General features: G+C 57.4%; 12 protein-coding genes and 2 pseudogenes. 10 read left to right on the forward strand and 4 right to left on the reverse strand.

Annotation, left to right across the window (positions count from 1 at the left end):
* The 7 genes from C9413_RS15590 to C9413_RS15620 all read left to right on the forward strand — a co-directional run.
* The coding region (locus C9413_RS15590) for an ATP-binding cassette domain-containing protein (protein ID WP_281408641.1) at window positions 1–1,062 on the forward strand (1,062 nt) is incomplete at its 5' end.
* Between the two features lie 92 nt (window positions 1,063–1,154).
* Window positions 1,155–2,099, forward strand: coding sequence for an ABC transporter substrate-binding protein (locus tag C9413_RS15595; RefSeq protein ID WP_040114169.1), 945 nt, complete (start codon window positions 1,155–1,157; stop codon window positions 2,097–2,099).
* A 72-nt stretch (window positions 2,100–2,171) separates the two neighbouring features.
* The gene (locus tag C9413_RS15600) at window positions 2,172–3,110 is read left to right on the forward strand and encodes an ABC transporter substrate-binding protein (protein ID WP_040114170.1); all 939 of its coding nucleotides are present in this window, start codon (window positions 2,172–2,174) and stop codon (window positions 3,108–3,110) included.
* Between the two features lie 17 nt (window positions 3,111–3,127).
* Window positions 3,128–4,162: an LLM class flavin-dependent oxidoreductase gene (locus tag C9413_RS15605; RefSeq protein ID WP_170250615.1), complete on the forward strand. Its 1,035-nt coding sequence runs from the start codon at window positions 3,128–3,130 to the stop codon at window positions 4,160–4,162.
* A gap of 61 nt (window positions 4,163–4,223) precedes the next feature.
* Window positions 4,224–4,820 (forward strand): DsbA family protein, encoded by a 597-nt coding sequence (locus C9413_RS15610; protein ID WP_040114171.1) that lies wholly within the window; start codon window positions 4,224–4,226, stop codon window positions 4,818–4,820.
* Between the two features lie 116 nt (window positions 4,821–4,936).
* Complete coding sequence (gene msuE, locus C9413_RS15615) at window positions 4,937–5,497, forward strand: FMN reductase (RefSeq protein ID WP_040114172.1); 561 nt, start codon at window positions 4,937–4,939, stop codon at window positions 5,495–5,497.
* 691 nt (window positions 5,498–6,188) lie between these two features.
* A complete protein-coding gene (locus tag C9413_RS15620) occupies window positions 6,189–7,205 on the forward strand; it encodes an AraC family transcriptional regulator (protein ID WP_040114173.1) in 1,017 nt (338 codons plus the stop codon).
* A gap of 144 nt (window positions 7,206–7,349) precedes the next feature.
* Here C9413_RS15620 and C9413_RS15625 read toward each other — a convergent pair whose 3' ends face one another.
* Together C9413_RS15625 and C9413_RS15630 are read right to left on the reverse strand one after the other, a co-directional pair.
* Window positions 7,350–7,511, reverse strand: a complete 162-nt coding sequence (locus C9413_RS15625; protein WP_165922009.1) for a hypothetical protein — start codon at window positions 7,509–7,511, stop codon at window positions 7,350–7,352.
* A gap of 105 nt (window positions 7,512–7,616) precedes the next feature.
* Complete coding sequence (locus C9413_RS15630; protein WP_040114174.1) at window positions 7,617–7,913, reverse strand: hypothetical protein; 297 nt, start codon at window positions 7,911–7,913, stop codon at window positions 7,617–7,619.
* 618 nt (window positions 7,914–8,531) lie between these two features.
* On the opposite strand from C9413_RS15630, the gene C9413_RS15635 reads away from it, so the two are divergent.
* Window positions 8,532–9,410 carry a hypothetical protein gene (locus C9413_RS15635; protein ID WP_082046639.1) on the forward strand — a complete coding sequence of 293 codons (879 nt, stop codon included), beginning with the start codon at window positions 8,532–8,534 and terminating at the stop codon, window positions 9,408–9,410.
* A gap of 579 nt (window positions 9,411–9,989) precedes the next feature.
* Here C9413_RS15635 and C9413_RS15640 read toward each other — a convergent pair.
* On the reverse strand, window positions 9,990–10,847 hold the full coding sequence (locus C9413_RS15640; RefSeq protein ID WP_040114176.1) for a sterol desaturase family protein: 858 nt from the start codon (window positions 10,845–10,847) through the stop codon (window positions 9,990–9,992).
* Window positions 10,848–11,157: 310 nt separating this feature from the next.
* Between C9413_RS15640 and C9413_RS33320 the strand changes: the two are divergent.
* Together C9413_RS33320 and nodD2 are read left to right on the forward strand one after the other, a co-directional pair.
* A pseudogene (locus C9413_RS33320) lies at window positions 11,158–11,640 on the forward strand (amidohydrolase); the annotation flags it as partial.
* A gap of 247 nt (window positions 11,641–11,887) precedes the next feature.
* On the forward strand, window positions 11,888–12,889 hold the full coding sequence (nodD2, locus tag C9413_RS15650) for a transcriptional regulator NodD2 (RefSeq protein WP_052451724.1): 1,002 nt from the start codon (window positions 11,888–11,890) through the stop codon (window positions 12,887–12,889).
* Window positions 12,890–13,781: 892 nt separating this feature from the next.
* On the opposite strand, the pseudogene C9413_RS32735 reads toward nodD2, so the two are convergent.
* Window positions 13,782–14,000, reverse strand: a pseudogene (locus tag C9413_RS32735) (hypothetical protein); the annotation flags it as partial.

Here is a 14,000-nt window from a genome sequence, read left to right on the forward strand (position 1 = left end):
TACGTCGTCTATGTGCTGGCGCTGCCAGAGCTCTTCTATACGGTCCAGGTGATCTACCGCCGCAATCTCGAAGTCATTCCGCTGCTGATGGTCGCAACGGTCTGGTATCTGATCATCATGACGGTGCTGTCGGTCGCCCAGCACTATATCGAGCGCTATTTCTCCAAGGGCGCCGTGCGCAATCCGACACCGCTGCCCTTTCAGGCGTTTTTCGAGCGCTTCCGCCGGCCGCTCCCTGTGCTGGAGACGGCGACCGATAGAATCCGCAAAATCGGCTTCCATGATGCGACGGCTATGCGGCCAGGTGGTGCGGTGCGCATCCACGGCATCACGAAAAGTTTCGGCTCGCTGAAGGTACTCGACGATGTCGAGCTCAACCTGCCGGCCGGCAGCGTGACCGCCATTCTTGGCCCCTCCGGTTCGGGAAAGTCGACGCTGCTGCGGTCGATCAATCACCTGGAGCGTGTCGACGAAGGCTTCATCTCCGTCGACGGCGATTTCGTCGGCTATAGCAGGAAGGGCGACATGCTCCATGAGCTCAAGGAGAAGGATATCCTGAAACGCCGCGCCGATATCGGCATGGTCTTCCAGAGCTTCAATCTCTTCCCGCATCTGACCGTGCTCGAAAACCTCATCGAAGCTCCGATCGAGGTCCGTGGCGTCGGCCGCGAGGAAGCCGTGCTGCTGGCGCAGGAACTTCTTGCCCGTATCGGCCTTAGCGACAAGGTCAATGCCTACCCGCGCCAGCTCTCCGGCGGCCAGCAGCAGCGGGTCGCCATCGCTCGGGCGCTGGCGCTCCGCCCCAAGGTTCTGCTCTTTGACGAGCCGACTTCCGCACTCGATCCGGAACTCGTCGGCGAGGTCCTCGACGTCATCAAGGAACTGGCCCGCACCGGCACGACGCTCGTCATCGTCACCCATGAAATCGGTTTTGCCCGCGAAGTCGCCGACACCGTCGTCTTCATGGAGAGCGGCAGCATTCTGGAGGCCGGTCCGCCGGCCAGGATCTTCACGCAAGCGGAGCATCCTCGAACGCGCGAATTCCTTGCCAAGGTTCTCTAGCGCCGGACAGCGCTGGTGAAATGCCGGGCCGCGACGGGCTGCTCCGGTCGAACGACAACAACCACAATCTTAAGATGAATTGGAGAAGGGGCATGGCATTTACAGATAGAATAAGGCTTCTCATAGCGGGAGCCGTCACCATTGGCGCGATCGGTTTCGGTTCCGCTCAGGCGCAGCAGAAGTTCGATCTCAGCCCCGAACAGCCGAACCGGCTGCGGGTGGAAAAGAACGAGAAGCGTATCGCCGAAATCAAGGACTTCATGTTCGTCGAGAACGGTGTCTTCACCGTCGGCATCAGCTCCAGCGGTAATCTGCCGCTGCACGACTATGCCTCCGATTCCAAAACGGTCATCGGTTATGACGTCGATCTCGCCCAGGCGATTGCCGACAGTCTTGGCCTGAAGCTCAACCTCGTTTCCGTTGCCTGGGCCGATTGGCCGCTGGGGCTCACCTCCGGCAAGTTCGACGCGGTGATCTCGAATGTGACCGTCACGGAAGAACGCAAGGAGAAATTCGATTTCTCGACCTACCGCAAGGATGAGCTGGGCTTCTACGTCAGGGCCGACAATCCGATCACGGCGATCAAGGAGCCGAAAGATATTGCCGGCCTGAAGGTCATCACCGATGCCGGCACCAACCAGGAGAAGATCCTCCTGGAATGGGATCGGCAGAATGTCGCGGCCGGTCTCAAGCCGATCGAGGTGCAGTATTACGATGACGATGCGGTCAAGGATCTCGCCGTTCAGTCCGGCAGAGCCGATGCCGTCTTCAGCGTCAATGCCACGCAGGCCTATGCGGCGGGCATCAACGGCAAGACGAAGCTCGTCGGCACCGTCAGCGGCGGCTGGCCGATCACGGCCGAGATCGCAGTCACCACACGCAAGGGCAGCGGCCTGGCGGCGCCCTTGACCGATGTCGTCAACGACCTGATTGCCAGCGGTGCGTACAAGAAGATCCTCGACACCTGGAATCTCGGCCCCGAGGCGATCGACAAGGCCCAGACCAACCCGCCCGGCCTGCCGAAGAGCGGTTCGTAATGTCTATGGGGACGGACGGCCGTTCGAGCCGCTCCGTCCCTGACTTTCACTGCAAACGGAGACATATCGCACGTGGCGACCTTTCTTGATATCCGCACCTTTTTCTTCGCGGCGCTGACGGCAGCCTTGACGGGCTTCGGGACGGTTCATGCGGCCGATGATTTCGACCTGAGCCCGCAGCAGCCGGGCAGGCTTCATGCAGCCAGGAAGGATGCGGCGATCGCTGCGATCCCTAAGGATTTCAAGTTCGTTACGCCAGGTAAATTCACCATCGCCGTCAGCCCCGGCGGCCCGCCGCTCGCGACCTATGCCACCGACGCCAAAACCGTGGTGGGCGCGGATCCCGATTATGCCTATGCCATCGCCGACAGCCTCGGCCTGACGCTGGAGATCGTCCCGGTCGCCTGGATCGACTGGCCGCTCGGCCTCACATCGGGCAAATATGATGCCGTCATCTCCAATGTCGGCGTTACCGAGCAGCGCAAGGAGAAGTTCGATTTTTCCACCTATCGTCAGGGCCTGCACGGTTTCTTCGTGAAAGCCGATAGTCCCATCACCTCGATCAAGGAGCCGAAGGACGCGGCGGGCCTGAGGATCATTGTCGGCGCCGGCACCAATCAGGAGCGTATCCTCGTAAAATGGAGCGACGACGACGTCGCCGCAGGCCTGAAGCCGATCGAACTGCAGTATTACGACGACGAGGCGGCGAGCCTTCTCGCGCTGCGTTCCGGTCGGGCCGATGTCATCGTCCAGCCGCACGCACAGCTCGTCTTCATTGCGGCACGCGACAAGAACATCAAGCGGGTGGGCACGCTGAGCGCCGGCTGGCCGGATCGATCGGACGTCGCGATCGCCACCCGCAAGGGAAGCGGACTCGCCGATGCGCTGACCGTTGCCACCAATGGTCTGATCAAGGACGGCACCTATGCGGGGATACTCGATCATTGGCATCTTTCCGAAGAAGCCTTGCCCGTATCCGAGACCAACCCGCCCGGGCTGCCGAAATATTGATCATCGGAAAGCACGACATGAGCGGCCGCAATATATCCATCAGCCATATCGGCTTCCTCATCCCCGGCAATTATCCCGACGATGATCCCTTGTCGGGATTGGAGCAGACGCTCCAGCAACTGCACTATGGCGAGGAGCTTGGCTTCGATAGCGCCTGGGTCCGTCAGCGGCACCTGGAGCCGGGGATCTCTTCTGCCAGCGCCTTTCTTGCGGCGGCCACGCAGCGCACCAGCCGGATCGAGCTCGGAACTGCAGTCATTCCGATCGGTTATGAAAGCCCATATCGGCTGGCCGAAGACCTTGCGACGGTCGATATTCTTTCGCGCGGCCGGCTGAATGTCGGCGTCAGCGCCGGAAAGCCGCTGCATGCCGAGCTGATCGGCCCGCTGGTCTTCGACGGCGACTGGACTGGTTATGATTTCTCGCATGATCGCGTGCTGCGCTTTGCCGACAATCTGCGCGGCACCTATCTCGGCGATGAGCCAACCTCCATCAAGACACCCTTCGGGCCGCAGCGGCCGCGCCTGCAGCCTTATGCCAAAGGCCTGATCGACCGGATCTGGTATGGCGGCGGGTCGCAGCACTCGGCGGATTGGGCCGGCCGCAATGGCTTCAACCTGTTGACCGGCAATTTGATAACGGGTGAGGGGACCGATGATTTCTTCATCGCGCAATCGCGGCTGATCGAAACCTATCGCACTGCTGACACGCACCGCCGCGTCGCGCTGGGCCGCGTCATCGTGCCTTTCGACAGCGCCGATGCGGCAACGCGCCGCCGATATCGAGACTATGCCGATGGCCGCCATGAGCGAACGCTTTCGCCGCAGGGCGAGCGGCGCACCCTGTTCGCCCGCGATGTCCTCGGCACATCGGACGAAATACTGGAGCAGCTTTTCGCCGATCCGATCCTGCCCGAGGTCAGCGAGTTGAGGCTGGAGCTTCCTTACGAGTTCGAGCACGAGGAATATCGCCAGATTCTCCACGACTTCGTGACGCTTATCGCGCCGGAGCTCGGATGGAAGGCACAGCCCGAAATTCGGGCCGCTTCCTGAAATACCGTCGGGCAACGGCCACTCGACACCAGAACAATCACCTTACGAGGAACATTCATCAGTGACAAAATTGGTGGAATATTTCTTTTCGATCGGCTCGCCCTGGTCCTACATCGGCTTCGATGCCTTCGTCGAACTTGCGGCGAAGAACGGCGTCGTCATCACGCCCTATCTGACGACGGTGGTCGAGGAAAATGGCGGCATCTTCTCGCGCAACCGGCCGGAGATCCGCCGCGCTTACTGGACGCGGGATCTCAAACGCTGGGCGCGCGTGCGCGGCAAGGAGTTGCGGCTCGAACATCGCCCGGAGCTCAGCGATCCGACGCCGGCATCCCTCTTCGTGATTGCCGCCTATCTCGATGGGCTGGATTGGATCGGCGCTGCCCGGGCTCTGCAGCATGCCTTCTGGGTCGCGGCCCGGGATATCGGCAAGCCCGATGTGCGCGAAGCGATCGTGACCGCTGCAGGTTTCGATGGCGCGGCACTTCTCCGGCGCCAAGCCGACGACGACGTCCAGAACAAGTGGTCGGCGGACCGCGTGCATGCGCGCGACAGCGGCGTCTTCGGGTTTCCCACCTATGTCTACGATGGCGAAATCTACTGGGGACAGGACAATTTGCCTTTCCTCGAACGTCATCTTCGAGGCGATAGGCCTTAGCTTGGATCATCAAGACGAATGTTTTTTTTCAACGACGCGAGCAAGGTCAGACGCCCATTCCTTTAATCTAGTAATTTTGTTAACAATAGTTGAGGCAACCAAAGAGAGGAAAAACCATGTCAGGTTTCAAACTCGTCGGCATCGCTGGCAGCTTCAACCGCCCATCCAAAACACTGGCACTTGTCCGGCACATCGCCGAACGCGCGAACATCCGCTACGGCTTTACGACCGAGACCTATGATTTGCACGATGTCGGTCCGTCGCTGGGTGGGGCCTTGTGGCGCAGGGATCTCGACGAGCAGGCCAGACGTGTCATCGAAGAGATCGTGCAGGCCGATGCCCTGATCATCGGCTCGCCGACCTACAAGGGCTCCTATCCCGGTCTTTTCAAACACCTCATCGATCTGATCGACCCGCACGAGCTTCGGGGCAAGCCGATCATCATCACGGCGACGGGCGGCGGTGACCGGCATGCGTTGATGGTCGAGCATCAGCTTCGGCCGCTGTTCGGTTTTTTCATGTCCCATACGCTTCCGACCGCCATTTATGCGTCCGATCGCGATTTTGCAGAGTATGCGGTCTCATCCGATCCGCTTTTGAGCCGCATCAACGAAGTGATCGGCGAATTGGCGGCCTTCTTTCCGGGCGCAAACCCGGCGCTGGCGGCGGCCGAGTAAAGGTCGTCGCCGTGGTTCGATCTCACGAGGCGACGATGCAGAAAGGCCAGCGGTGAGTGAGCAGTTGTGGAATTCGCACGACGATATCGCCTCGCCAAACGCGAGGAGAATCGCCTGCTGATGCTGTACGGACCAACCGCATCGCTTCGCGATCTTCTTGCCAATGCGCGACGTCATTCGCTGATTTCCTAGCCGAAGAATATCGGTCCTTGACAGGAGGTTCGCATGAAGCTTGATTGGCGCCTTGACGGCGGGACAATTCTGGGAAATTACGGCCGCCCCTGACATTCGGGTGCAGGCGAAGGCCGTGGCCGAGGGGATCGCCGCGAAGCGGCCTCGGGACGCATAGCGAACAGCGCCTCGATCAATCCGCGATCCGGATTTGATCCAGAAGCTCGACAGGGCCCGTTCGAGAATCCTTATGTGGATCCGGAAAAGGCGCTCTCGATCGTCGGCAACTCGACACACGTCCCCAGTTTGAGCCGCGCTTCACCGCAAAATTGACAATGTTTTTTTGTCGGCTGCAAGAAAGTCTTGTCAAGGTGGCTCTTCAGCGGCAATCAAGTGTCCTGGGCGCACATCCCGGCACGATCGACAGCGCGCCGCAATCGGAATGCACACGCACATCTCTCGGTCAGGTCCTCGGCCATTGAAGGAGCGATAAAGCGGCAACAATGAACCTGGAGAATACATGACGGAAAAAAGCCCCGGTGATGCCGTTTTTCGATATCGTGGCTCAACGTTCGACAGCATGATCGAAACCCTCGGAGAGGTTTTCGGCACATTCGACGCCAATCTCGTCGGTCGTGCTCAAGACTTCCGTTGGGGGCTCGATCTTACGGCCTCTGAAAGCGCAGCATTGATTACGGGTTACCATAATGAAGGGTTTCAGTTCCGCGCTCAGTGGTGTTCCGAGGCAACAGAGCATCTATCGATCGTGGTGCCGCGCAGGGGTGGCATGGCGGTTACGCATGGTTCGCGCGTGGCCGAGGCCCGACAGGGAGAATTGCTTCTTTACAGGAATTTTGAGCCTGACAGCATCTCAATGCATGGGCAATCCAATCTAATAGATGAGCTGGTGCTTAATTGGCCATTGATCCAACGGACCATTGGCGAAACTTTCGATGTGCCGTTTAGAGGCTCGCTCGACCTGTCGCCCGAACTAGATCTGTCAACACCAGTTGGTCGAACAATCGGCAATCTCACAGAAGCGATCATAGACGGAATACGCGATAATGGTCCCCTCTGTCAGTCTCCCATAGCCATGGTTCATATTACGCAGGCGCTAGCCGATGTCGTGATACGGATGGTACCTCATCGATTATCGCATCTGCTGGATAAGAAGCCTTGCATGATTGCTCCCGGACATGTCCGCCGCGGGATCGAGTTCATGCGCGCCAATATCAACCAGCCGATTACAATGCCAATGGTGGCAGATGCAGCGGGTGTTTCCACCAGAGCACTCGAAGCGGGTTTTCGTGGTTTCAAGGATACAACGCCTGCAGCGTATCTACAGATGCTTCGGTTACGGGCAGCACGGGAGGACCTGCTCGACCCAGAGAACCATATGCTTTTGAAAGAAATCTGCCTGAAATGGGGATTCTTTCAGTTCGGGAGGTTCTCCGCAGTTTATAGGGCACACTATGGAGAAAATCCGTCCGAAACAAGGAGACGCGTCTGCGGATCATATCCTCGTAGGTCCTCCTGACAAAGCGGATTGACGAAGGCGATCACCAGGCAAACAGGCCCAGTTTGCGCGAATGGGAAGACGGCCATGCCGTAGATAAGCCTCTGCGCGGCGGATGATCGCTATTGGTGCGCCTGACTTTCTCCTCGTTAGCATCCGTCGCGTTCAGCCCTTCATGTGATCGGCCAATTTGTCGTCCGCTTCACGGAGGAACTTCGCAAGCGAGACAGCGTCCGCCACAATCGCCGCCTGACTCGACACGTCCGCCCACATCAGAACGATCCGCGCCCGCCAAACCAGCTTCTGCGGCGTGTTCCGGTCCGCCACCCACCTTCCAGCCGCACCCAATCCTCAGGCGACAGCAACAACCTCTTGTCCCTGTCCATGGACCCAGACTCGCTTATAGGGAATCCTTCTGTTAATTCGAGAACACTAGGTGAATACTGAGACGAGAACGGACAGCCAGATCAGGACGACTCCCAACGCCAACGCTCGCCTGGCGGCTATGACCTTCTCCTCGCCGTCATCTACAACGGGGGTTGTCACAATCCAGGGCACCGAGCCAAGCGCTGCAAATCCGACGAGCGCCAAAATCACAATGACCAAATCGACGCTGTGCCAGCCGCCGGGCTCATACAAACCCCAGTAGCCAAGGAACGCCATTCCCACTGCAAACATGGTGGCGGAGGCAGAGCAAAGTCCCGCAACAGCACCTGATGGCGCACGCATGTAACATCCTTTCCGTGCCGTCAATCTAAAGGCGATATTCATGATGGCGCTAACCGCTTTTGCACATATGTGGGCAGTGCGCCGTCTCCTGATCGGGCTCCTCCGCACACTTAGTGCACGAGGATTCACGTACCCCGCGGATAAGTTCATTGATTCGCCATCGAAGTTCAACATTCTTGTTCATCAGGCGCACGCTGGGGGGAAGGGAGCGGTCCATGCTCCACATGGGTCGTGCAGCGGGCCCGCTACATGACACTGGAAACTATCAGCCAGATGAGCGATGATCCGCTCATCAGCCTGCCAGCCGTGGCGCGCTGGTCAGCCGGGCTTTTCGTCGGAGAGCGCGGCGACCAAACGCCATGTCCAATGCTCGACGAATGTAAGGCATGCGACATATCGGTTTCGACCAACCGCCGTTGTATTTATAAGAGGTTCTTCTTGGCACGAATAATGCTTAGGTCATCCAGAAACTCCCGTGAACCTGTTAATGACGCCCAGTCAAAGTGTCCACTGGCCATCGTGATGCCGATCCAGAGGTCGTTTAATCCGGTCGCGCGACGATTGCAGAAGGCAAAGACCTGGCTGCCGCTTCCGAAGGTTCTAAGGTAACAACATTTCATGCATGATGCTGTCGTTATTCGTTCCGGTCTTGCACAGGCAGTCGTCAACCGAAAAGGAGCAGAGCTAATTGGGTGGCAGGTCGGTGCAAACGACCTCCTTTGGCCGCGAGGCTCCCCAGGTTGGAACCAAACTTGTCCCCTGATGTTTCCTTCATGCGGATGGAGTGAGTCTTCGCTTGTCGAAATAAAAGGGCAATATTATCCGATGCCTGTTCACGGCTTTATCAGCACGCAGGAATTTGACGTGGTTTTCAACTCAGAAAGCGAGGTGACACTAGAAGCATCTGACAATGAATTCACGAAAACAATGTTTCCATTTTATTTCCTTTTCAGGATTTCGTATAAAATTGTAGATAGTCAACTGAATATTGAGATCTCCGTAACAAACAAGTCCTTTAGTGCTTTCTTGCCTTATTCCATCGGCATACATCCCGGATTTAGATGGCCGTTACTGTCTCCGCACAAAGACAGTTGGCGGCTGGAATTCGAGAAATCGGAATCCGCTCTCGTCCCGTGCATATCTTCCCAAGGGCTAATTCGAGGTAATCAACGGAAGCTTTCATTCCACGGACGTTGCCTTCATCTAAATGAAAGCCTTTTCCAGAATGAGGCCCTCTGTTTTTTGAATGCGAACAGTAAAAGGCTGTCGCTCGTTGGAGAGAAGGCCACAATCAGAATTGACGCGCCAGACGCGCGTCACTGGGTTGTATGGTCTCTTCCACAGCAAGACTTTCTGGCGTTAGAACCATGTACGGGCCACGGTGACATTGAGGGCCGACGCATTCCATTTGACGAGCGGGAATATAATGTCAATCTTGCCCCAGGAGAAGAACAACAATTCCGAGTACGATTTGAGTTTTTACAGCATGAAGATTAGTCCTCAAGAGACTTGCACTATTGGGCATGTCAGCGGTGCTGCTTTGTGAGTGTGACGAACAGCCCACAGCTTTTTTTGTTGACTACGGCGGGATAGAAAAAGCCGGTGTTTTTCAGCACTTCTGCTTTGCCCGCTTTGGCATGACCATGAGTCCGCCTGAGGACCTCTTGGGCCCGGTCCAGTAGCGCAGGGCCATCCTGAATTATGCGGATCGCCTCTTGTGGAGCGCCATGCCCTCCAAATCCAGCGCTTCATGGCGGTAGGGTCAGACCTGACCATAATCTGCATACGCAGTCGGGCACGCGCGAACGAACCGGCCGCGCGCGTGAGTTTCGGCGCACGGCTGCATCATTAACTTAACGGTGTCGGTGCTTGCCAGCGTTAGAGAGTCAGTTCCGAAGGGAAAGCATGTAATGCGCCGCCGACGGAAACTTTATGCTTGTGTTGCACCCCCACAGTCCTTCCATCCGCTACTTTAAATCGAGGCTTGTTTGGGGTTTGAGGGAGCTGTTCCATAATGGATTGCTTGTTTTGATGTTTTCGCGACCCAATCAGATTCGAAGCGTAAATCTCCACTCGTCAATCCTCAGCCTCTACACCACTTCCGACTTTAGCTCTACGCCAGCGACGTCGATCAAATGGGAACATAACGTAATCGCGCACGGTGTGCGGCTCGGACTGGTCCCGAAGGCCAACTTCCGGCCACTCATTCTTTTCTGGCCAGTATGCCGTTAGAAAAATCGTGTCCCAGATGGTTGTAAAGAACCCATAGTTTCGGCGCCGGTGATGCGGTTCCATTGAGTGGTGAATGCGGTGGAACTTATTGTCGCCAATGATATATCGAAGCGGCCCAAGATTGATGCGGGTGCTGGAGTGTGAAAGATGACCCTGAAAGGTAATCAGTGTCATGGCAACAACTGGCACTACGCCAGATTCGAAGTGGATCAGCGCGAGTGGTAGTGCTACTAACGCTGCGTAAATGAGGGGCTCGGAAACGTGATGATTGCAATTCCATGCCGACAATTCGCGGATCGAGTGGTGGGTAGCGTGCATGCGCCAGAGGATTGGAACTGCATGCTGAGCGCGGTGCATCCAGTAGTAAAAGAAGTCGCCGGCAATCGCGACTAAAACCCCTGAAAGGACGGCCAGTCCACTGTTAATGATTGCGTTGTCAGAGTGAAGCAATGTACCGAAATTGATCGTTACGAGCGGCTCGATCCCTAACCAGTCCAAGCTCACAGCGAAGAGGTGCCAGACAAGCGCACCCCATCCGAGGCGAATAATCCAATTCCGCACGCCGCGCACGTATGAGGCAAAGCTGTATCGATAAGCCGGGAAGGTTAGCTCCAGCGCGGCGCAAAAGGTAGCGAAGATCACAACCAGCTCAAGCGATTTCACGAAGGACTGGATCATCTGATTAACATCGAGAACGTGCATTTGTTTGCTCCAGCGAATGCGCCGACCTCAGCTCCGAGTGACTCTCATCAACGCCCCGCGCAGAAAGCACGAATTGCATATGGCCACGTCACGCAAATTTCCTTTTCAGTGCCCAAACGGTGATCGTTCCGCCGGCCCGGCGGGGCACCGCGGGGACACGCTATGCGGCATTCTCGCAGATTGGTAAAATCGATTGTTTGGATAAGCCCCATCCATGTCCCAAATGGTTGGAGGAGTCCAATAGACGAGGTGGCTTGTACGAGGCGATCAACTATGCGCCAGAAAAGCCTAACCACCGCCGCCAGTCGATCGCCTCCGTCCGACTGACATTAGCGTCGTTTCCCTGACCGAGCTTTTCGCTGACGGTACTCGAAACGCGCTGCCTGGCCTGGGCAAATTTGCGGCGATGCTCGAAGCTTCCGTTCCGAAGTGAGTGCCGAGATCGAGAACCAGATGCGTGTGATTGCCGACGGGACGGGCTGACCTATAATGTCGCCGAGGTTAAAATACGAGGAATTCGGACCGTTGTTGAACAACGCGGCGTTGGTTGAGGAGGCCTCTGCGGTAGCGCGCGATGTGTTCAACCGCGGGAGCATCGCGGTCCGCAAAATCCGATAACGGCTCAGAGGATTTCGCCCGCTTCTTCAGTTTCGTACCCGGGTGCTACGTCTTCCTCGGCAACGGAAAGGAGTCGGCGCCGTTGCCCTATGATTTCAAGGATGATGGGCTTGTATATGGGGCGAAGTTCCACGCGAGCATCGTCCGCAGGCGCATTCACCCGTTCCCAGTTTGAGCCGCGCTGCACCGCAAGATCGGCAAAGATTATTCGCGACGCAAGGTGGATGGATCGCTCGCGTTGGCCAAACACCGCGCGTCCGCAATCCGACACCGCCATATTCAAATTCGCGTTCAATATGCAATTCGCGAATGAAAGTTTCCATACTCGGTCTCTGTGCTGTGAAAACGTCAAATTATATTACTAATGAAGGATGCTGATTAAATTTGGATGGCATACATCCACGTTATGGAAAGATGAAGACATGCGGTTCAAAGGCCTTGACCTAAATCTCCTAGTGGCGCTCGACGCCCTGATGACCGAGCGTAATCTCACGGCGGCGGCGCGCAGCATCAACCTGAGCCAGCCGGCCATGAGCGCCGCCGTCGCCCGGTTGCGCACCTATTTCCGCGATGATCTCTTTACAATGGCAGGCCGAGAACTTGTTCCATCGCCGCGTGCAGAAGGGCTCGCCTCGGCAGTCCGCGAGGCTCTGCTGAACATCCAGCTCTCCATCATTTCCTGGGACCCGTTTAACCCGGCTCAGTCGGATCGCCGCTTCAGGATCATCCTCTCGGACTACGTCACGCTCGTATTTTTTGAAAAGGTCGTGGAGCGTGTGGCGCGGGAAGCTCCCGCCGTCAGCTTCGATTTCCTGCCTCTTGCCGACGACTTCGAGGAGCTCGTCCGGCGCGGCGATGTCGATTTTCTAATTATGCCGGACGTGTTCATGTCGAAGCATCCTCACGCAGCACTGTTCGAGGATAGATTCGTGTGCGTAGGCTGTCATACGAACAAGCAGCTATCAGAACCACTTACATTTGAGCAATACATGTCGATGGGCCACGTTGCGGTCAAGTTCGGGAATACGCGGACGCCCACCATCGAGGAATGGTATTTGCTCGAGCACGGTTTCACGAGACGTGTTGAAGTCGTCGTACAGGGCTTTAGCATGATTCCACCAATGGTGTCGGGTACCGACCGTATAGGGACCATGCCCATGCGGCTGGCGCAGCATTTCGCAAAAACAATACCCCTGCAGATCGTCGAGCTTCCCCTGCCATTTCCTGCACTCACCGAGGCCGTTCAATGGCCTGCCCTTCACAACAGTCACCCGGCAAGCATCTGGATGCGGGAGATATTGCTGCAGGAAGCGTCCCGTATGGTTTCGCCCTTTGCCCCGTCCGAGCCCCTCATCGACCGGACCAGCACGAGTGCTGACCTACTCACCTTCTATCCGCGGACTTCATTGGAGCCAGCGGCATAAAAAGGCCGAACAGACCCCTCGATACATGCCTGCACCCGACCAGCCGTCAGAAACGCCGGCTGGCCGCGCGGAGGCCATCCATACATGCTCTCATGGAGTGTTCGAACCAGCGCTCGGGCAGAAAATGCGCAGAGGCCCTCCGGCCAAATCACCAATCGGCTTGTCCATTCCGATCTCATGGTCCTCGATGAATGGCTATCTACCGTTCAGCTGGTGGAGGGGCGAAATCGACCGATCGCAGCGAACCCACGTCCGGAAGTAAACGCTGCTGCCGCGGAAGAGCAGGCCAGTCGCCGGAAGCAGCGCGTCGGCGTCCACGCCGCGCATCGCCTCAATTCACCTTTGGGAGTTGAATGTCGCAGCGATGTCACCGTTCCGGCCGCAAGTGCGCGATCACCTGTGCCGGTCGTATCCTCCGAGGGGTATAGCTCGGCGACATGTGCGTGCGCTCGTGTAGAAGAACTCCCGACTCCGATCTTTTGCTCTAGATGGGTGCGCCGCAAGCGCGCCAGACGGCCGATCGGCTCCATCTCGCGGATCGCCACCGAGGAGCAGATGAGCCTTTACGGGCTTGAGATGGCCGATCGGATTGAGATGTCGACAGCGGTGAGAAACTCGATGCGAAGTCGGGCGCAACAGTGAACACCGATTCTACCGCCCGAAGGTTGACCAGAATCCCGCTCCCCGGATTCATGCAACCGTCATGGCTCGGTGCAGGATGCTGGCAAATTCAAGACGGGGTGAGACTTTTCCGCCTAGATCGGCATAACGCAGTGGGCGCATTCCAGCGGCGCAACTAGCGCCTTGGCAAGCTATCGAAGCAAGGCAGCGAGCAGTTACGCAGAAGGTCGCCTCGGCTGCCGCAAGAAGGGCGAGCTTACCCTTTGTGCCATCATTCTTTCCTTTCCTTGAGCGGCGGTCCGACGATCATCACGGCGGGATCCGCTGAGAGAAGCGTGTCCGCGCCCGACCGCACATTCTCCACCGGTACCCCCTCCGTCAGATGTTTCAGCCGCCCCGTGTAGTCGATGCCGAAGACTTTTCTCCGGGTTTCGCCCCCCGGTGTGGCGGTCGGGCGGGCGTGTGTTTGAGTTGCCGCGCTCTGCACACG

It is taken from the genome of Rhizobium sp. SEMIA 4085, from assembly GCF_013004495.1.
Lineage (GTDB): Bacteria > Pseudomonadota > Alphaproteobacteria > Rhizobiales > Rhizobiaceae > Rhizobium > Rhizobium gallicum.

Coding starts and splice junctions, on each gene's coding strand:
- C9413_RS15605 (WP_170250615.1), top strand. CDS start 3,128: ATGAGCGGCCGCAATATATCCATCAGCCATATCGGCTTCCTCATCCCC.
- C9413_RS15595 (WP_040114169.1), top strand. CDS start 1,155: ATGGCATTTACAGATAGAATAAGGCTTCTCATAGCGGGAGCCGTCACC.
- msuE (WP_040114172.1), top strand. CDS start 4,937: ATGTCAGGTTTCAAACTCGTCGGCATCGCTGGCAGCTTCAACCGCCCA.
- C9413_RS15640 (WP_040114176.1), bottom strand. CDS start 10,847: ATGCACGTTCTCGATGTTAATCAGATGATCCAGTCCTTCGTGAAATCG.
- C9413_RS15630 (WP_040114174.1), bottom strand. CDS start 7,913: ATGCGTGCGCCATCAGGTGCTGTTGCGGGACTTTGCTCTGCCTCCGCC.
- C9413_RS15620 (WP_040114173.1), top strand. CDS start 6,189: ATGACGGAAAAAAGCCCCGGTGATGCCGTTTTTCGATATCGTGGCTCA.
- C9413_RS15635 (WP_082046639.1), top strand. CDS start 8,532: ATGCATGATGCTGTCGTTATTCGTTCCGGTCTTGCACAGGCAGTCGTC.
- nodD2 (WP_052451724.1), top strand. CDS start 11,888: ATGCGGTTCAAAGGCCTTGACCTAAATCTCCTAGTGGCGCTCGACGCC.